Source organism: Streptomyces sp. CB02980, from assembly GCF_014451325.2.
Classification (GTDB): domain Bacteria; phylum Actinomycetota; class Actinomycetes; order Streptomycetales; family Streptomycetaceae; genus Streptomyces.
In genome coordinates this window covers 462069-481028 of record NZ_JACSCH020000002.1, presented here as the reverse complement: position 1 = coordinate 481028, position 18960 = coordinate 462069, and the positions used below count along the sequence as shown (strand labels likewise).

Sequence of the window (18960 nt, the reverse complement as noted above, 5' to 3'; positions counted from 1 at the left end):
GGCCGTCCGGCCGCCGGTAGCGTGCGCCCGGCTTGTGCCCGCCCTCGACCGGAGGCCGCGGGAGCGAAAGGAGTCGCAGGTGGAAGTGACGGCGGGCTGGCCGGCCCTGGACGGCATAAGGGTCCTCGATCTCTCGCGGCTGCTGCCCGGCGGATTCGCGACGGTGCTGATGGCCGACCTCGGCGCCGACGTGGTCAAGGTGGAGAGCCCGGACGGCGGCGACTACGGCAGGCTCGTCGAGCCGGAGACGTTCGCGGCGCTCAACCGCAACAAGCGCTCCCTCGTCCTGGACCTGCGCGATCCGGCCGGGCGGGACACCCTGCTGCGTCTGGTGGAGCGCAGCGACGCCGTGGTGGAGAGTCACCGGCCCGGCGTCCTCGACGCCATGGGCCTCGGGTACGCGCGGCTGCGCGAGGCCAACCCGCGGGTGGTGCTGTGCTCGATCACCGGCTTCGGACAGCACGGCCCCTACGCCTCCCGGCCCGGCCACGACCTCAACTTCCTCGCCCTGTCCGGCTTCTTCGCCGTGCCGCACCGCCCCGGCGAGCGCGTCGACCGGGTGGGCCTGAGGATCGCCGACCTCGCCGGAGCGATGTACGCGGCGCTGTCCACCGCGGTCGCCGTCGCCTCCGCCCGCGCCACCGGCCACGGCCAGCACCTCGACGTGTCGCTGCACGAGGCGGCCGCCGCCTGGGCCGGACCGCTCGCGCTGCCTCTGCGCACACTGCCCGACCCCGCCGACAGCCCCCTGGTCACCGGCGACAACGACGTGTTCACCGCCGCCGACGGCGGCCGGATCGCGCTCGCGACCTTCGAGGACAAGTTCTGGCTGACCTTCCGCACGGCCTTCGCCGGGGAGTTCCCCGAGCTCGACGACGACGCGTACGACCGCCGCGCGGCGCGCACCCGGGCCCGTGGGCCGGTCCGGGAGCTGCTCACCGGCGTCTTCGCCCGCCGCGACCTGGCCTGGTGGTGCGCCGCGCTCGCCGGACTGGATCTGCCCTGGGCGCCGGTGTACGAGACCACCGACGCGTTCCTTGCCGACGCGCACGTCGAAGCCCGCGACCTGGTGGGGACCCTGCCGGGGTCGCCGACCGAGGAGCCGCGCCGGCAGGTCCGCTTTCCCGTCCTGTTCGGTGCCGGACTCGACTCGCTGCGCGGCGCCGCCCCCGGCCACGGCGAGCACACCGCCGAGATCCTCGCGGAGCTGGATCGATGAGCGGGCGCGGCGCGTTCGCGGAGAGCGCCGAGCACCGGGCGCTGCGGGAGGCCGTCGCCGCGTTCGCGCGCGGCCGGGGCGACGGCGGTCCCGACCCGCGCTCCCCGCAGGAGCTCTGGGCGGAGGCGGGACGGCTCGGATACCTCGGGGTCAACCTGCCGGAGCAGTACGGCGGCGGGGGCTGCGGCATCACCGAACTCTCGCTCGTCATGGAGGAACTCGGCGCGGCCGGCAACCCGTTGCTCATGCTGGTGGTGTCGCCCGCCATCTGCGGCACGGTCATCAGCCGCTTCGGCACCCCGGAACAGAAGCGCCGGCTGCTGCCCGGACTGGCCGACGGCTCCTCCCGGATGGCCTTCGGCATCACGGAGCCGGACGCCGGATCCAACTCCCACCGGCTGACCACCTTCGCCCGCCGGGACGGCACGGACTGGCTGCTCACCGGCCGAAAGGTCTTCGTCTCCGGGGTCGACGAGGCCGACGCCACCCTGGTCGTGGGCCGGACGGCGGACGCCCGCACCGGCCGCCTCAAGCCCTGCCTCTTCGTCGTCCCGCGCGACACCCCCGGCTTCGCCCACCGCGAGATTCCGATGGAACTCAGCGCCCCCGAGCGCCAGTTCGAGCTCGTCCTGGACGACGTACGGCTGCCCGCGGACGCGCTGGTCGGCGAGGAGGACGCGGGGCTCCAGCAGCTCTTCGCCGGGCTCAACCCCGAACGCATCATGATCGCCGCGTTCGCCGCCGGTCTGGGCCGGTACGCCCTGGACAAGGCCGTGGACTACGCCCGCACCCGGCAGGTGTGGTCGGCCCCGATCGGCGCCCACCAGGCCGTCGCCCACCCGCTCGCCCGGATCCACGTCGAGCTGGAACTCGCCCGGCTGATGACCCGCAAGGCCGCCGAACTCTACGACGCGGGCGACGACATGGCCGCGGGCGAGGCCGCCAACATGGCCAAGTACGCCGCCGCCGAGGTGTGCGCCCACGCCGTCGACCAGGCGATCCACACCCTGGGCGGCAACGGCCTGACGACCGAGTACGGGCTCGCCTCGCTGCTGACGCTCTCCCGGGTGGCGCGGATCGCCCCGGTGAGCCGGGAGATGATCCTCAACTTCGTCTCGCACTACACCCTGGGGCTGCCGAAGTCCTACTGACCCCGTCCCTGCGTACGACCGTGGCCCCGCCGGAGAACCGGCGGGGCCACGGTCATGAGGGGCCGGACGCGGCGGGGGAACCGCGAGCGGCGGGGGCCGTACGGCGGGGGCGCCGTTCGGCCCCCGGAGCCGTACAGCCCCGGATCAGTGGGCCAGGGAGAGGCCGACGCCCTGCTCGACGGCCCGCGCGTACACGGCGGCGGCCAGCGCGATGTCCTGGACGCCCATGCCGAACGGGTTGATCACCACCCGGTCGTCCCCGGCGACCGTCCGCGCGTAGTCGCCGGCGAACAGCTCCGGCAGGGAGGCGTCCACCGACCGGCCGCCCGCCGGGGCGTCGGTCCCCGGGCCGGCGACGCGGCCGGCTCGGGCCAGCCTGCCCAGCAACCGGTGGTCGTCCTCGACGACCAGCTCCCAGTCGTCGACGAACAGGTGGTCGCAGCCCAGCAGCAGGCTCTCGGCCGCGTCGTCGAGGGACACGTTGACGAAGGTCCCGCCCGCCGGCACCCAGTCCAGCTCCACGTACGGCTCGGTGGTCGTCGTCACCGCGAACGTCACCTGGGCCCGCTCGACGGCGGAGCGGGCGTCCGCGGTCACCGTGACGGCGACCGCCGGGTCCGCCGCGCGCCAGCGGGCGGCCAGCTCCTCGGCCCGGTCCGCGTCCTGGTCGTGCACGAACAGCTCCTCGACGCCGGGGCAGGCGCTCGCCAGCAGCTCCCGGTGGACCTCGGCCTGCCGGCCGCAGCCGAGGAAGGCCACCCGTCGGACCGCCGCCAGGTCGCGTACGGCGCGCAGCGCGGCGATCGAGACGCCGGCCGTGCGCAGGGCGCTGATCCGGCCGCCCTCCATGATGCAGACCGGCCGCGCGGTCTCCGGGTCGTCGAGCACGACCAGCCCGGCGGCACGCGGCCGGCCGAGGAGCCGGTTGCCCAGCGAGGCGTTGATGATCTTGCAGCCGTAGGCGCCGTCCGCCCAGCCGGGCAGGATGAGGCTGCGCGCCGACGCCCCGGACGGGGTGGTCCAGCGCAGCGCGGCCTCGGGGGTGAGCCCCGCCTCCTTGCGCCGGTAGGCGAGCAGCGTGTCGTGCGCCAGGTCGGCGACGGGCAGCCCGTCGCAGAGCCGGGCCACGTCGGCGCTGTCCAGATAGGTGAGCGTCGTGTCGTCGTGCGGGGTCATCGGTGCGTTCCCTTCCGAGGGTTCGGCAGCTTCCGCGGGTTCGGCGGGGTGGGCGTGGGCGGTTCCCCCGCACGCACCCGGTCCAGCAGGTCCAGGGCCGCGCGGATCTCCCCGGTGCAGCCGGGACCGCCGTCGGCCGGGGCGTCGCGGAGCTGCGGGTACTTCTCCCCGCTGTCCGGGCAGACGCAGGCGATCTCCCGTAGCGACGGGTCGAGGAGCGCCCGGGAGACGGCGGCGAGCACCGCGGCCCCGCCGCTGCCGCCGAGCGAGATCCCGGTCCGCCGTGCGACCAGCGCGCAGGCCGCGGCGGCCGCCTGGTCCGTCAGCCGCACCACGTGGTCCACGTGGTGCGGCTCGACGAAGCCCGACACCTGTCCGGAGCCGAAGCCCATCAGCTTGAACGGCCGGTCGGCGGGGGTCCCGCCGAGCGCCGAGGACCCGACGGCGTCCACCGCGACGACCCGGGTGTCCGGGGCGTGGTCGCGGAAGAACTGCGCGATCCCCGCCAGGGTGCCCCCGGTCGACACGGCCACGGCGACCGCGTCGAACCGGCCGTCCGGTGCGGCCTTCATCAGTTCCGCGGCGGTCTGCCACTCGTGCACCCCGGGGTTGGCGGGGCTCTCGTACTGGTTGGTCCACACGGCGTCGGAGCCGGCCGCCACGATCTCCCGCACGGCCTGGAGCCGGGCCCCGAGGGTCCGGCCGCCCGGCACCTCGCGTACGGTCACCACGTCGGCGCCGTACGCGCGCATCCGCGCGACGCTGGCGGGCGGTGTGCTCGGCTCGACCACCAGCGTGCAGCGGTAGCCGCGCTGCGCGCAGAGCCCGGCGAGCGCCACACCCAGGTTGCCGGAGGTCGACTCGACCACCCGCATCCCCGGACGCAGCGCACCGCTCGACTCCAGGGCGTTCAGCAGGGCCTCCGCCGTACGGGCCTTGATCGACCCGAAGGGGTTCTCGGCCTCCAGTTTCAGCCAGATCCGCACGGTCCGGTCGCCGACCGGGACGACGACCGGCCGCAGGGGCGTGTCGCCGATGGCCGCCAAGGGCGCCGCGAGAGCTGTGGTTTCGGTCATGGTGCTCAGTCCTTGAGGCTGTCGACACGGGCCGTCGGCTGTTGCCGCACGGTCGGGACGGTCCGCTGGGGACCGATGTCGGCGAGGTCGTAACCGTGCGGGTAGCCCGGGTACGTCCGCGCGGTCGGCCGGGTCATCAGCCGCGCCATCAGCCGCGGCGCGACGCGCTCGGCCCCTGCGTGGCCGCGCAGCCCGGCGCGGTGGACGGCCCGCACCCACCGGGGCGGGGTGGGCAGGTCGAGGGCGTCCAGGGCCGGCGCGTCCAGCCGGCACGGCAGCGTGGCTGCGACCAGGTCGCTGACCGGGCGCCGGTACCAGGACGCGTACAGGTTCAGGATGTTGGTGCCGACGCGGTGGTTGCTCGCGGCCCGCTGGAAGCGGGCCTGCTCGTACTCGCTGTTGAACTGCTCGAACGAGGCGTAGTCGGTGGGGAGTTCACGGATGTTCATCCGCTCGCCGACACTGGTGAAGAAGTAGAAGGCGGCCAGCCGCTCCGTCTCGGAGGTGCGCCGCCAGGCCCAGCGGTCGATCCAGCGGATCGGCTCGAAGATGAAGGTCGACAGGACGTACAGCATGTCCTCGTTGGCGATGTCGAACCTGCGGTGCGCCTGGTTGATCTGCCGGATCGTCTGGCGCCCGCGCGTGGAGTCGTAGCCGCCGCGCACCAGTTCGCCGAGCAGGATCCGGGTGTCGTCGTATCGTTTCTGCGCGTGCAGGGCGAACTCGCCGCTGCCGTCCAGGACGTCGGAGATGGTGGGCACGCAACAGGTGCGCCAGATCGCCACCTCGAGCCCACGGCCGTAGTCCCAGGGGAACTCGCGGTCGGAGGAAATGCGATGGATCTCCTGGTGGTCCGCCTTCGGGTCGAGGGTCTCCAGATGTCTGAGTGTCGCGTAACGGTCTCGCATGCGTACCCCGTTCACAATGGGTCACAGTGGGGGAATTCGGTCGAGGGCGTGTGCCTACAGCGGGGTGGACCCCGCGGCGCTGGTGACCTCGGGCCGAGTGGGGTCGAACCGCAGCGTCTCGAAGCGCCACTGGAGCTGGCCGGTGAGCCAGCTCCGCAGCCCCGCGACGTGGCGCTCCAGGCGGTCCGCAGGGAGGAGCCCGCGCTGCGCGGGCGTCAGGCGCTCCGCGAAGGAGGAACTGAGCTCGGTGAAACGGTCGAAGCGGCCCTGGACCATCTCCCCGACGGCGTCCGCGGCGGTCTGCAGGTCCGTGCCGTGCGCGTGCCGGTGGACCAGGACCAGGTTGTGCGGGTCGCCGAGCAGCGCCTCCTTCTCGCAGCTGAACAGGTCGTTGGTCCACAGGTCCGCGTCGGAGAGCGCCGCGTTCATCTCGGCGAACGCCGGCAGCGTGTATATCTCCTCCGGCACCTCGAAGTGCGTGGTGACCTCGATGAGGTCGAGGTACGGCATGAGCGCGCGGCCGCGGTGGGCGATGTACTCGTCCAGGCCGGGGACGCGGCCCGTGAGCCGGTTCTCCGACTCCCACACGCAGGTGTCGAAGAAGGCCCCGATGTGCGCGGCGAGCCGCCGGCGCCAGGCCGGCGAGGTCAGCGGGGCGGTGCGGCGCCACAGGTCCGCGTAGGCGGGGCGGAACACCTGGGTGAGGGAGTGCGCCGCCGGGCCGGGGTCGTCGTCGACGGAACCGTCCTCGGTGAACCAGCCGAGCACCTCGTCGCAGACCTCGCGCAGGCGCTCCGGCTCCGTGCCGAGGGAGGTCTCGTCGAACTGGTCGTCCAGGACCAGCATGCAGCTGATCCAGTCGGTCACGAGCTGGAGCTCCTCGGCGCCGGAGTGCGGGTACGCCCTGCCCATCAGGGTGCCGAGCAGGGAGCGTTCGTGGTGGCGGCGGGCGGCCTCGTCGGGGGCGAGGCCGAAGCGGGACACGAAGGCCCGGGCTCCGGCCTCCGCCCGGTCGGCGAACGGACTGAGCTCCGGAGGGAACTCCACATGGATGTGCGGCATGCGCAGGGACACGGTGTCACCCGTCGTTTCGAGTCGCGGTGCAGGGATCAGGGGCGCGGAGGGGGTGTGGGGGGTGTGTGTGTGGGGGGGGGTGAGGGAACAGCGGGGGCCTCCGTCCGGCGGCATCCGCCGGGCGGGCTCAGCCGGGCAGCTGGAGGGACTTGACCTCCTGGAACTCCTGGATGCCGTGGCGGCCGAGCTCCCGGCCGATGCCGGACTGCTTGTAACCCCCGAACGGCGCCGCGGCGTTGAACTTCGCGCCGTTGACGTCGACCTGGCCCACCCGTAGCCGGCGGGCCACGGCGACGGCGCGGTCCCGGTCGCCGGACCAGACGGTCGCGGCGAGGCCGTAGTCGGAGTGGTTCGCGAGGGACACCGCCTCGTCGTCGTCCTCGAACGCCATGACCGCGAGAACGGGTCCGAAGACCTCCTCACGGGCCAGCGGCGAGGACGGGCTGACGTCCGTCCAGACGCTCGGCGCCACGTAGTGGCCGGTCGGGGGCAGCGCGGCCGCGGCGTCCTGGCCGGCGACCTGACGGGCGCCCGAGCGGGCGGCCTGCGCCAGATGGCCGAGGACCCGCTCCCGCTGCCCGGCGGAGGCGAGCGGTCCCAGCAGGGTCGCCGGGTCCTCGGGGTCGCCCGGCAGATAGCCGGCGACGACCGCGCGGGCGATGTCCAGCGCGTCGTCCAGCCGCGCCCGCGGCACCAGCAGCCGGGTGCGGGCGGTGCAGGTCTGTCCCGCGTTGTGCAGGGCGCTGCGGACCCCGTCCTCGACCGCGGCGGCCAGGTCGGCGTCCGGCAGGACCAGCGTGGCGGACTTGCCACCAAGCTCCAGGCAGGTCTTCTTGACCGTACGGGCCGCCACCGCGCCGACCTCCCGGCCGGCCTCCAGCGACCCCGTGAAGGACACCAGGTCGACGCCGTCGTCGACGGTCAGCGCGGCGCCCGCCGTCGCGCCCCGGCCGGGCACCAGGTTGAAGACGCCCGGCGGCAGCCCGATCCCGTCGATGAGCTCCGCGAGGAGGTACGAGGAGAGCGGGGCGAGTTCACTCGGCTTGAGCACCAGAGTGCAGCCCGCCGCGACGGCCGCACCGATCTTGGCGACCGCCTGGTGCAGCGGGTAGTTCCACGGCGTGATGGCGCCGACCACGCCGACCGGCTCGCGCACCACGAGGGAGTGCCCGATCCGCTCCTCGGCCGTGGCCGCGGCGAGCTCCGCCGTGAAACCGTCGAGCACCCGCACCGGCAGCCCCGCCTGGACGCGCCGGGAGAACGTGATCGGCGACCCCATTTCCCGTGTGACGGTCTCCGCCAGCTCGTCCTGGTGCTTCACCAGGGCCTCGCGCAGCGCCGTCAGGGCCGCCGCGCGCTCCTCGACGCCGGTCGCCGCCCAGCCGGGCAGCGCCCGGCGGGCCGCGTCCACCGCGCGCCAGACGTCCTCGCTGCCGCAGTCCGGGACCTCGCCGACGATCCGCAGGGTCGCCGGGTTCTCCACGGCGATCGTGCCGGTGGCGCGCGGGGCGGTCCACCGGCCGCCGACGTAGACCTGGTGCAGGGGGAGGGAATTCATGGCGTGACGGGTCTCTTTCGGCAGGGTCGAATGATGTGAATTCCTCCGGCGAACGGGCGGGAGGGAGGAAATTGACGACGTGACGGCGGACCAATGTACGGAGCCCAGCCGCCCGCGGACTGGATGAATTCTGTATGTCGAACTGCCGCCCGAATCGGGTGGTGACGACCCGTGAAAAGGCGTTAAAGTGCGGTGCTTGAAATGCCGGGACGGGTGAGTTCCCGGCCGTTCGGGAAGACCAGGGAAGCAGGTCGTCAGTGATACCGAGCCCGGTACGTGCCCGGAATACCGCAAGCCCCGACGGGCGCTGGCTGCGCCGGCCCCGCCCGGTGCCCGCGCCGAGGATCCGCCTGGTGTGCCTGCCGCACGCGGGCGGCACCGCCGGCGCGTTCTACGGCTGGGCCGAAGCCCTGCCGGACGACGTGGAACTCGTCACGGTGCAGTACCCCGGGCGGCAGGACCGCTTCGGCGAGGCGTGCGTCAGCGCCATGGGTCCGCTCGCCGACAGCGTCGCGCGGGAGCTGCTGCCGCTGTTCGACCGGCCGGTCGCACTGCTCGGCCACAGCATGGGCGCGGCCCTCGCGTACGAGGTCACCCTGCGTCTGGAGACGCTGTACCGGGCCCGGCCGCGGCACCTGTTCGTCTCGGGACACGGCTCGCCGCTGAGCCCCCGCGGCGGCCGGGATCTCCATCTGCGGGACGACGACGCCATGGTCGAGGGTCTGCTCGCGCTCGGCGGCATGGACCCGGCGGTGGTCGCCGAGCCGGAACTGCTGGCCCTGCTGCTGCCGTCGTTCCGCGCCGACCTGACCCTGATCGAGACCTACCGGCCCGCCGCGGCGCGGCCGGTGACCGTGCCGGTGACGGCGTACGTGGGGAACGCCGACCCGGGCGTGCCCGTCGCGCACGCCGCCGCCTGGTCGGACGCGACGTCCGGTGAATTCTCCCTGCAGGTCTTTTCAGGAGACCATTTCTCCCTCGTGCAGGGGAGCGAGATCGTCACGGACGTCGCCCGCGTTCTTTCCGGCCCGAACTGATCCCCCCGCATACCCCTCTCCTGAACCCCCGGCTTCCCCCCTTCCCCGACTTCCCCGCGCACCCGACCGCCGGCCGCCGCGGGAATTCTCTCCGGCGCCGTATCGGCGCCGCCCGCACGAAGCCATCCCGACCCGACGTATTTCCTGTTCCAAGGAGCCTTTCGACATGCTGCCCGACGACGACGTGGCCACCAAGGTCCGCGCACTCATGGTCGACGCCCTCGATCTCCGCCTCGACCCCCAGGACATCGGTCCTCAGGTCTCGCTCTACTCGCCGATGATCCAGCTCGACTCGCTCAACCTGCTCCAGCTCCTGCTCGCCGTCGAGACCGAGTTCGGCGGCCACGTCGAGGACGAGGACGTCATGGAGGCCGACCTGGAGACCGTCGGCGACCTGATCGAGCTCGTCCGCCGGCACGTCGCCGGCCTGCAGACGGAGACCCCGGCATGAAGGCCGTGCGCAACCAGTACCTGCTCGACGAGGACGACGTCCCGACCCACTGGTACAACATCCTCGCCGACCTCGACGTGCCGGCCTCCGACGTCCGCCGGGCGCGGCCTGCCGCACGGCCGGACGACGAAGCGGCCGGCGCCGCGCAGACCGCCGACCGCGGGTCCACCGGGGCCAACATCCCGCTCTCCATGTACCGCGGCAGCGTCGGCACCGAGCGCCATGTGAAGATCCCCGACCCGGTGCGCGCGCAGTACCAGCGCTGGCGCCCCACGCCGCTGATCCGCGCCCACCGCCTCGAGCAGGCGCTCGACACCCCCGCGCACATCTACTACAAGTACGAGGGCGCCAACGCCTCCGGCAGTCACAAGCTCAACTCGGCGCTCGCGCAGGCCTACTACTACAAGAAGGCCGGCGTCCAGGAGGTCACCACCGGCACCGGCGCCGGCCAGTGGGGCACCGCGCTGTCGATGGCCTGCCACGCCCTCGACCTCGCCTGCACCGTCTTCATGGTCAACTGCAGCTACCGGCAGAAGCCCTACCGCCGGGTCCTGATGGAGCTCAACGGCGCCCGCGTCATCCCCAGCCCGAGCGGCACCACCGAGGCGGGCCGCGCCCTGCTCGCCGCCTCGCCCGACGGCGACGGAAGCGTCGCCATCGCCAACGCCGAGGCCCTCGAACACGCCAGGACCGTGACCCGCGGCGCCTTCTCCGTCGGCAGCGGCGAGAACCACGTCCTGCTGCATCAGACGGTCATCGGCGAAGAGGCCCTGCTCCAGATGGAGCTGGCCGGGGAGTTCCCCGACGTGGTCATCGGCGCGATGGGCGCGGGCAGCAACTTCGCCGGTCTCGCCTTCCCCTTCCACCGGGAGAAGATCCGCACCGGAGCCGCGACCCGGCTGGTCGCGGTGGAGCCCGAGGCGTGCCCCAAGATGACCCGGGGCCGCTACGCGTGGGACTACAACGACTTCTCCGGCACCACCCCCATGACGAAGATGTACACCCTCGGCCACACCTTCGTCGCACCCGGCGTGCACGCCGGCGGACTGCGCTACCACGGCGCCGCGCCGCTGGTGAGCGCCCTCTACGACCGTGGCCTGATGGAGGCCGTGGCCTACGGGCAGAAGGACGTGTTCGAGGCCGGGGCGTTCTTCGCCCGCACCGAGAACCTCATCCCCGCCCCCGAGTCCGCGCACGCCGTCAAGTGCGCCATCGACGAGGCCGTACGCGCCCGCGAGGAGAACCAGCCGCGCGTCATCCTCTTCAACGTCAGCGGCCACGGACTGCTCGACCTGTCCGCGTACGACCAGTACCTGGCGGGAACTCTGGAGGACCACGTGGTCTCCGACAGCCACATCGCCGCCTCGCTGGCCGGGCTGCCCGCCCTCGACCCGGTCGGCGGCCGCCCGTGAACCTCAGCCCCACCGAGGAACAGACCGCCCTCGTCGACCGGTTCCGCCGGCTCGGCCGGGACCTCGGCGCCGACCTCCCGGCCCGGGAACGCACCGGGACGCTCCAGCCCGGCGACTGGCAACGCTGCGCCGACGCCGGAGTCCTCGGCCTCCCCGTGCCCCGCGCCTACGGCGGCCTCGGTCTGAACCCGCTGACCTGCGCCCTCGCCCTGGAGGGACTGGGCGAGGGCTGCCGCGACAACGGCCTCATGATCGCGCTCGGCGCACACATCTGGGCCGCCGAGATCCCGCTGCTGCTCTTCGGCAGCGAGGAGCAGAAGAACCGCTATCTGCCCGGACTCTGCGACGGCCGGCTGATCGGCGCCCACGCCATCACCGAGGCCGGATCCGGCTCCGACGCCCTCTCCCTCACCGCCACCGCCCGCCGCGACGGCGACCACTACGTCCTCGACGGCGCCAAGCGCTTCGTCACCAACGCGCCCCTCGCCGACGTCTTCCTCGTGTACGCCACCGTCAACCCGGCCCTCGGGTTCACCGGCGTCACCGCCTTCCTCGTCGAACGCGACCACGCGGGACTGACCGTCGAGACCCGCTACGAGAAGGCCGGACTGCGCACCGCGCCCTGGGGCGAGATCACCCTCAGCGGCTGCCGCATCCCGCTCTCCGCGCGGCTCGGCGCGGAGAAGCAGGGCTCCCGGATCCTCGCCGCCACCATGACCTGGGAACGCTCGCTGATCCTGGCCCCGCTGCTCGGCGCCATGGGACGCCAGATCGACGACTGTGTCCAGTACGCGCGCACCCGCGAGCAGTTCGGCCGGAACATCGGCAAGTTCCAGTCCGTGTCCCACCGCATCGTCGAGATGCGGATCCGGCTCGACGAGGCCCGGCTGCTCACCCACCGGGCCGCCTGGGACCTCGAGCGGGACGTCGCCTCGCACTACGCCGAGGCGGCCCAGCTCCGCACCAGCGAGTCCGCCGTCGAGACCTTCCTCGACGCCCTCCACGTGTACGGCGGCCTCGGCTACACCACCGACACCGACGTCGAACGGAATCTGCGCGACGCGCTCGGCACCCGGATCTCCTCCGGCACCTCCGACATGCAACGGCTGGTGATCGCCGAGAAGCTCGGCCTCACCACCCGCGCCCGCGCCGCGTCTCCCCGCCCCGCAGGAGCCCGCCATGCGCACGCTGAATGACCTGCTGACCCACACCGCGGCTGCCCGGCCCACGGCCGAGGCGGTCCGCCACCGGGGCCGCTCCACCGACTACGCCGGCCTGGACCGGGCGGCCACCGCGTTCGCCGCGACCCTGCGCGAGCAGGGCGTCCGCCCCGGCGACCGGGTGGGCCTGTGGTTCGGCAAGTCGACCGAGACCCTCGTGACCCTCCACGCGATCCTCAAGTGCGGGGCCGCGTACGTCCCGGTCGACCCGGCCACGCCCGTCGCCCGCGCCGCGTACATCCTCGGCGACTGCGCCGTCCGCTGCCTGGTCACCGACGCGCCCCGGCTCGCCCTGCTCCAGGAGCACGGCGTTCCCGCCGCGCTGCGCACGGCCGTCCTCGTCGGCGACGAGCCCGTCCTGCCCGGCGACCCGGCGCTCCGGTCGACGAGCTGGGCGCAGGCCGTGGACCGGCCGGCGCCCGACGGGTTCACGCCCGCCGACGTCGGCCCCGACGACCTCGCCTACATCCTCTACACCTCCGGATCCACCGGCACGCCCAAGGGCGTCATGCTGTCCCACCGCAACGCGCTGGCGTTCGTCGACTGGACCGTGACCGAGTTCGGGCTGACCGCCGAGGACCGGCTGTCCTCCCACGCCCCCGTCCACTTCGACCTCTCCGTCTTCGACGTCTTCGCCGCCGTGAGCGCCGGCGCCTGCCTCGTCCTCGTGCCCGAGCACCAGCGGGCCCTCGGCCCGGCGCTCAACCGGCTGGTCGCCGAGGAGGGCGTCACCGTCTGGTACTCGGTGCCCGGCGCCCTCATCCGGATGCTCGACGCCAAGAACCGTGCCCTGCTGGAGAGTTCACGGCTGCGGACCGTGCTCTTCGCGGGCGAGCCGTTCGCGCTCAAGCATCTGCGGCGGCTGCGCGCGGCGCTGCCAGAAGCGGCCCTGCACAACCTGTACGGCCCGACCGAGACCAATGTCTGCACCCACCACCGGGTCACCGACGGCGACCTCGCCCCCGACCGCACCGCATCCCCGCCCATCGGCCGCCCCTGCCCGTACGCCGACGCCCGGCTCCTCGGCCCGGACGGCCGGCCGGTCCCCGACGTCCCCGGCGCCGAGGGCGAACTCTGCGTCACCGGCGACTCGGTGATGCTCGGCTACTGGGGCCGCACCCCGCCCGTCGAGGCCGCCGGGGGAGCGGCCCGGACCCACCGCACCGGCGACCTCGTCCGGTCGCTGGAGGGCGGCGCCTACCTCTACCTCGGCCGCCGCGACCACATGATCAAGATCCGGGGGCACCGGGTCGAACCGGAGGAGATCGAGGCCGTCCTGATGCGGCTGCCCGACGTCCACGAGGCGGTCTGCGTCGCCGTCCCGGACGCCGACGGCAACCACGAACTCCAGGCCCATGTGGTGCCCGCCGACGGCGCGGCCCCCGAACCTGCCGACCTGCGCGCCCACTGCATGGCGACCCTCCCGCGCTACATGGTCCCCGCCGCCTTCCACCTCGCCGGCTCCTTCCCCCGCACCTCGACCGGCAAGACCGACCGTCGGGCCCTGGCCGCCCTTCCCCTCCAGGAGGCGGCGTGACCGCCCGCGTGCTCACCCTGCGCCGGCCGAGCCGGCTCCTCGGCCGCGACAAGGGCGTCAACATCGTGCTGCCCGGCGGCTACAGCGAGGACGGCCCTGCCCACCCCGTCCTGTACCTGCTGCACGGCTACGGCGGCAGCAAGGACACCTGGCTCGTCAACACCCGTCTCGTCGACCTGGTCAGGGACAGCAGGACCATCGTCGTCCTGCCGCAGAGCGGTCGCCGCTGGTTCGTCAACGACCACGCCGGAATGCGGTACGAGGACCACCTCGTCCACGAGCTCGTGCCGGCGGTCGACGCGCGGTTCCACACCCGCGCCGACCGCTCCGGGCGCGCCGTCGGCGGCTTCTCCATGGGCGGGGCCGCCGCACTCTTCCTGGGTCTGCGGCACCCCGATGTCTTCGGAGCGGTCGCCTCGCACGCCGGGGCCTTCGAGGCGCCGCTGCGGACCGGGGACCCGTACGCCACGTTCCGCTCGGACCCCGCGTTCGCCATGCCCACGGTGGAGAGCCACGAGCGGGTCTGGGGCCCGCCCGGCAGCGAGACCCGGCGGCGCTACGACCCGTACCGCCTGATCGGACAGGACAGCCTCACCCCGCCGCCCGCCCTCTACCTGGACATCGGCACCGAGGACCACGACCGGATGCGGGCCATGAACCGCCGGGTCCGCGACGCGCTGCGCGAGCGCGGCCACGAGGTCGCGTACCACGAGCGGCCCGGCGGCCACGACTGGCGGTTCGTCGACGGCGCCCTGCCCGCCTCGCTGGAATTCGTCGCCCGCCACACAGAGGAGCGGACGCATGAACGCATCTGAACCCTCCCTCCTGGTCACCCGCCCCCTCCCGGGCGTCGTCGCTGCCGCCCTGAACCGGCCCGCCCGCAGGAACGCCCTGAACGAGGACCTGTTCGCCCGCCTCACGGACCTCTGCGCCGGACTGCGTGCCGACCCCTCCGTACGGGTGCTCGTCCTGACCGGCGCCGGGGACACCTTCTGCGCCGGGTACGACATCGACGAGGTCGGCCGGATCGCCGCCCTGCCCCCGCTCGACCTGCTCGACCTGCTGCACCGGCAGGCCGAGGCGATCACCGGACTGACGGCTCTGCCGCAGACCGTGATCGCCGCCGTCGACGGCTCCGCCGTCGGCGCCGGGCTCTCCCTGGCGCTCGCCGCCGACATCCGGCTCGCCGCCCCCGGCGCCCGCTTCCGGGCCTCCTTCGTGAAGATGGGGCTCTCCGGCGGCGACATGGGCGCCTCCTGGCTGCTGCCCCGGCTGACCAGCCTCGGCTTCGCCTCCGACATGATGCTCACCGGCCGGTTCGTGGCCGCCGACGAGGCCCTCGCCCGCGGCCTGGTGAGCCGGGTGACCGCCCCCGGCGAACTGGCCGCCGCCGCGCTCCGCTGCGCTGCCGAGATCGCCGCGAACAGCCCGGTCTCGCTGGCCCTCACCAAGCAGGTGCTCCAGGCCAACACCGGCGCGCCTTCGCTGGCGGCCGCCCTCGAACGGGAGGCCCCCGTCCAGGTCGTCGCCGCCCACTCGCCGGACGTCCGCGAGGCGGTGGCCGCCTTCCGGGCCCGCCGCGCCCCCGACTTCGCCGCGGCCCGGCCCACCGACCCCCAGCACGCCGGGGACGCCGTCCCGTCGGCGAACCCCTCCTGAAAGGAACCACACATGACCACCGAGAACGGCTGGCAGCCCCGGATCCTGCGCCCCGCCGACGTGGGCGCCGACGCCACCCCGCAGGGCCTGGAGGAGTACCTGCGGGCCACCGACGTCGGCCGGCTCCTGGCCGAGGAGCGCGCCGTCTACTTCCGTGGCTTCGGGATCACCGCCGACAGCTACGACGGCGCCGCCGACCTGCTGCTGGCGAACCGGCTCGCGTACGTCCACGGCAACTCGCCGCGCACCAAGGTCGGCCGCAACCTCTACACCTCCACCGAGTACCCGGCCGAATTCGAGATCTCCATGCACAACGAGATGTCGTACGCGCACACCTGGCCCTCGCGGATCCTGTTCTACTGCGACGTGGCGGCGGCCACCGGCGGTGCGACCCCGCTCGTCGACGGCCGGCTCTGGCTGGAGTCCATCGACCCGGAGATTCGAGCGGCCTTCGCCCCCGGCGTCCGCTACACCCAGAACCTCCACGACGGCATGGGCTTCGGCAAGAGCTGGCAGGCCACTTTCGAGACCGAGGACCGGTCCGAGGTCGAGGCGTTCCTCGACGGCGCCGAGGCCGAGTGGAGCTGGCAGTCCGACGGCACCCTCCGTGTCACCCAGCTCCGCCGGGCGACGCTGGAGCACCCGGTCACCGGCACGGAGGTCTGGTTCAACCAGGCCGACCAGTGGCACACCGCCGGACTCGGCGACGACGCCGCCGCGCTCGCCGAACTCATCCCCGAGGACGAGCTCCCGCAGAACGCGTTCTTCGCCGACGGCAGCCCCATCCCGGCCGAGTTCATCACCCACGTCCAGGAGATCGGCATGAAGACCGCCGTGGACGTCGCCTGGGAGGTCGGCGACCTGTTGCTCGTCGACAACGTCGCGGTCGCGCACGGCCGCCGCGCGTTCACCGGGCAGCGCCGGATCCTGGTCGCCATGGCCTGATCCGCGCCCGCTCCCGTACACGCCTCGAAGGGCCGGCCCGAGTGGGCCGGCCCTTCGAGGCGTTCACGGTGAGGGCGGGAACCGTCAGGACGCCCATCGGTCGAGGGCGGCCAGGAACGCCGGCACGTCGTCCGCGATCCGGCCGGTCGCCGCGAACCGCCGCGACGGCAGCTCTTCGACGACGCGCCGCAGTGTCTCCTCCGTCTCCCGGACGACCGGCGCGAAGTCGAGCCGCAGCAGCTTCGCCACCGCGCCCAGCGTGCTGCGCGGGCCCGCGCCCAGGACCTGCCCGGCGCGGCCCCCGGAGGAGACCGGGGCGTCGCCGCCCCGGTCCACGAAGACCACCAGGTCCACCGGCAGCGGCCGGGCCGGGACGGGCCCGGCCTCGGGGCGCACCGGAAACAGGTACTCCCGCCCCCGGTGGTCCGCAGGCAGTTCCGAGGCGTGCCCCTCGACCGGCGTCCCGGTGACCCGCTCGATCAGAGCCCGGTCGTCCGGATGCGCCCGGCACTCCCAGGCGCCGCTCAGGAACAGCGGGACGACGGCCCGGTCCCCGGTCACGAACACCAGATCCTCCGCGACCACCCGCCAGCCGTGGGCGAAGGCCGCCAGACCGAGGGTGGACTTGCCCGACCCGGACGCCCCGGCGAGCAGCACGGTGAACCCGTCGCCGCGGGTGACGGCCACGCCGTGGATCAGCGCCATCCCGCCGCTCAGCATCAGCGGGGCGATCAGCGCCATCCGCGTCAGCTTGCGCCGGAACGCCTCGTGGCTCGCGGACACCTCCACGAGGGCGCCGGGCGCGCCGCCGGGGAGGGGAGCGCCGTCGGCGCGCGGCGTCCCGTCGGCTGCGCCGTGGGCATGGGCATGGGAAGGGTCGGGCGACGCCGTCAGCAGTCCGGCCGTACCCGATGCCTCCCGGGCCGGCCAGTGGATCCGGCGGACGTGCCCGCTCTCGCTGTACGCGGCCCAGGGCCCGCCCGGCGCCGGTGGCGGCTCGCCGGACGGCGGGCGGTACGCGTCCACCGCCCGCACCCGCAGCCGGACCGCCCCCGGGTCGGGGAGCGGTCCGGCGCCGCGGGCCAGCGCCCCCGCGAAGACGTCGAGTCCCTCGACCGGGTCGACCCCGTCCCAGAACGACCCTCCCGCGCCCGGCGGCACGGCGAACTCCCAGTCCGCCACGACCCGTTCGGAGACCAGCCGCCCGGAGACGGCCGGGCTCGGACGGCCGGGCGCGGCCGGGCCCGCGGCGGACGCACCCGGGGCGGCCCGGCCCGGGGCCGCCGGGCCAGGGGCGCTCAGGTCACTTGTCACGGTAGGCGGCCTGCCTCGCCATCGTGTGGAGCTCGGCGGCCCAGTCCGGGTCCAGCGCCCCGCGCACCGCGGCTCGCGCGGTCTCGATGCGCTCCGCGACCACCGCCTCCACCCGGTCGCGCACCCCGGTCCGGATGAGTACCTCGTGCAGCCGCTCGGGGTCGGCCCCGGTGAGGTCGTCGCCGACCAGCTCCCGTACCTCCGCCTCGTGGCGCAGCGCGATCGACATCAGCAGCGTCATCTTGTGCTGCTTGAAGTCGAGCTGGGCGGGCTTGCCGATCACCTCTGAGCTGCCGAACGCGTCCAGCAGATCGTCCCGGAGCTGGAACGCCTCGCCGAGCGCGAGACCGTACCGCTCGAACGCGGGCTGCAGCTCCTGCGCGCCGGCCAGCTCCGCGCCCATGGCCAGCGGCCGGTAGACCGTGTAGCGGCCGGACTTGAACAGCGCTATCCAGCTCGACAGTTCGGGGTCCGGCACGAATCGGGCGGCGGCCCGTACGTCCAGGAACTGGCCGATCATCAGCTCCGTGCACAGCTCGCCCCAGATCCGCCGGGCGTGCGGCGGACAGTCGACGAGCAGCCGCTCCGCGTACACCAGCGCGAGATCGCCGGCGAGGACGGCGACGCTCTCGCCGTACCGGCGGGGCTCGCCGCGCCAGTCCCGCTCCGTGTGCAGCGTCGAGTGCAGGACGTGCGCGGTCGGCTCGTTGCGGCGCAGCCCCGAGTCGTCCATGACGTCGTCGTGCAGCAGCGCGAAGGTGTGCAGCAGCTCCAGGGCGGCCGCCACGTCGACGACGACCTGCGCTTCCGGGTCGCCGCCGCCGGCGAGATAGCCGGCGATGCAGAACGCGGGACGCAGGCGCTTGCCCCCGCTGCCCACCATGCGGCTCACGCAGTCGATCAGTTCGGCTGAATCCGGGTTGAGCGCCGCCCAGGAACGGCGCTCCTCGGCGAGGAATTCATGAATACGTCGCTCCACCCGCGCCAAGACGCGGTCGCGTGTTTCGCGGGCGGCGACACCAGTGAATTCTTGACTCACCGGGAAGGTAGTGGACATGCGGATCTCCTGATACCGGGTAGACCTCAACATGCTCTTTCTCGCACACCCAAGAGCCCGCGAAAAGAGGCAGCTTGGCGTATAGGCGCTGTCCAGAGGGGTCGGCGCGCCGCGGACTATGGTCCTGCGCAGTGTGCAGACGCTGTCTGCGGAGAAATCACTGACC

The 18960-nt window shown here is 73.6% G+C and carries 17 protein-coding genes; 10 read left to right on the top strand and 7 right to left on the bottom strand.

Going from position 1 to position 18960, the window contains the following annotated elements:
• The first annotated feature begins 79 nt into the window (after positions 1-79).
• Both E0F75_RS05640 and E0F75_RS05635 read left to right on the top strand, forming a co-directional pair.
• A complete protein-coding gene (locus E0F75_RS05640) occupies positions 80-1219 on the top strand; it encodes a CaiB/BaiF CoA-transferase family protein (protein ID WP_206706115.1) in 1140 nt (379 codons plus the stop codon).
• Positions 1216-2370, top strand: coding sequence for an acyl-CoA dehydrogenase family protein (locus tag E0F75_RS05635; RefSeq protein ID WP_187621346.1), 1155 nt, complete (start codon positions 1216-1218; stop codon positions 2368-2370). Before E0F75_RS05640 ends, E0F75_RS05635 begins: the two co-directional genes overlap by 4 nt.
• Before the next feature lie 144 nt (positions 2371-2514).
• Here E0F75_RS05635 and E0F75_RS05630 read toward each other — a convergent pair whose 3' ends face one another.
• The 5 genes from E0F75_RS05630 to E0F75_RS05610 form a co-directional block, all read right to left on the bottom strand.
• Complete coding sequence (locus E0F75_RS05630; RefSeq protein ID WP_187621345.1) at positions 2515-3546, bottom strand: ornithine cyclodeaminase; 1032 nt, start codon at positions 3544-3546, stop codon at positions 2515-2517.
• A complete protein-coding gene (locus tag E0F75_RS05625; protein WP_187621344.1) occupies positions 3543-4622 on the bottom strand; it encodes a cysteine synthase family protein in 1080 nt (359 codons plus the stop codon). Before E0F75_RS05625 ends, E0F75_RS05630 begins: the two co-directional genes overlap by 4 nt.
• Before the next feature lie 5 nt (positions 4623-4627).
• Positions 4628-5530: a DUF2236 domain-containing protein gene (locus E0F75_RS05620; protein ID WP_187621343.1), complete on the bottom strand. Its 903-nt coding sequence runs from the start codon at positions 5528-5530 to the stop codon at positions 4628-4630.
• Positions 5531-5584: 54 nt separating this feature from the next.
• A complete protein-coding gene (locus E0F75_RS05615) occupies positions 5585-6604 on the bottom strand; it encodes a hypothetical protein (protein WP_229312520.1) in 1020 nt (339 codons plus the stop codon).
• A gap of 127 nt (positions 6605-6731) precedes the next feature.
• Positions 6732-8162, bottom strand: coding sequence for an aldehyde dehydrogenase family protein (locus E0F75_RS05610; protein WP_187621341.1), 1431 nt, complete (start codon positions 8160-8162; stop codon positions 6732-6734).
• A gap of 353 nt (positions 8163-8515) precedes the next feature.
• On the opposite strand from E0F75_RS05610, the gene E0F75_RS05605 reads away from it, so the two are divergent.
• The 8 genes from E0F75_RS05605 to E0F75_RS05570 all read left to right on the top strand — a co-directional run bounded on the left by E0F75_RS05605 (position 8516) and on the right by E0F75_RS05570 (position 16423).
• Positions 8516-9199 carry a thioesterase II family protein gene (locus tag E0F75_RS05605; protein WP_206706114.1) on the top strand — a complete coding sequence of 228 codons (684 nt, stop codon included), beginning with the start codon at positions 8516-8518 and terminating at the stop codon, positions 9197-9199.
• A 166-nt stretch (positions 9200-9365) separates the two neighbouring features.
• A complete protein-coding gene (locus E0F75_RS05600; RefSeq protein WP_187621340.1) occupies positions 9366-9650 on the top strand; it encodes a phosphopantetheine-binding protein in 285 nt (94 codons plus the stop codon).
• Entirely contained in the window at positions 9647-11062 is a 1416-nt protein-coding gene (locus E0F75_RS05595; protein ID WP_187621339.1) for a TrpB-like pyridoxal phosphate-dependent enzyme, read from the top strand. The genes E0F75_RS05600 and E0F75_RS05595 overlap by 4 nt, the downstream gene beginning before the upstream one ends.
• Positions 11059-12258, top strand: a complete 1200-nt coding sequence (locus E0F75_RS05590) for an acyl-CoA dehydrogenase family protein (protein WP_187621338.1) — start codon at positions 11059-11061, stop codon at positions 12256-12258. Before E0F75_RS05595 ends, E0F75_RS05590 begins: the two co-directional genes overlap by 4 nt.
• The gene (locus tag E0F75_RS05585) at positions 12242-13819 is read left to right on the top strand and encodes an amino acid adenylation domain-containing protein (RefSeq protein WP_187621337.1); all 1578 of its coding nucleotides are present in this window, start codon (positions 12242-12244) and stop codon (positions 13817-13819) included. The genes E0F75_RS05590 and E0F75_RS05585 overlap by 17 nt, the downstream gene beginning before the upstream one ends.
• Positions 13816-14634, top strand: a complete 819-nt coding sequence (locus E0F75_RS05580) for an alpha/beta hydrolase family protein (RefSeq protein WP_229312519.1) — start codon at positions 13816-13818, stop codon at positions 14632-14634. The genes E0F75_RS05585 and E0F75_RS05580 overlap by 4 nt, the downstream gene beginning before the upstream one ends.
• The gene (locus tag E0F75_RS05575; protein WP_187621336.1) at positions 14621-15478 is read left to right on the top strand and encodes an enoyl-CoA hydratase/isomerase family protein; all 858 of its coding nucleotides are present in this window, start codon (positions 14621-14623) and stop codon (positions 15476-15478) included. Before E0F75_RS05580 ends, E0F75_RS05575 begins: the two co-directional genes overlap by 14 nt.
• A 12-nt stretch (positions 15479-15490) precedes the next feature.
• Complete coding sequence (locus E0F75_RS05570; protein ID WP_187621335.1) at positions 15491-16423, top strand: TauD/TfdA family dioxygenase; 933 nt, start codon at positions 15491-15493, stop codon at positions 16421-16423.
• 84 nt (positions 16424-16507) lie between these two features.
• Here E0F75_RS05570 and E0F75_RS05565 read toward each other — a convergent pair whose 3' ends face one another.
• Together E0F75_RS05565 and E0F75_RS05560 are read right to left on the bottom strand one after the other, a co-directional pair.
• Positions 16508-17737 (bottom strand): hypothetical protein, encoded by a 1230-nt coding sequence (locus tag E0F75_RS05565; protein ID WP_187621334.1) that lies wholly within the window; start codon positions 17735-17737, stop codon positions 16508-16510.
• Positions 17727-18716: a polyprenyl synthetase family protein gene (locus E0F75_RS05560; protein ID WP_229312518.1), complete on the bottom strand. Its 990-nt coding sequence runs from the start codon at positions 18714-18716 to the stop codon at positions 17727-17729. Before E0F75_RS05560 ends, E0F75_RS05565 begins: the two co-directional genes overlap by 11 nt.
• Between the last annotated feature and the right edge of the window lie 244 nt (positions 18717-18960).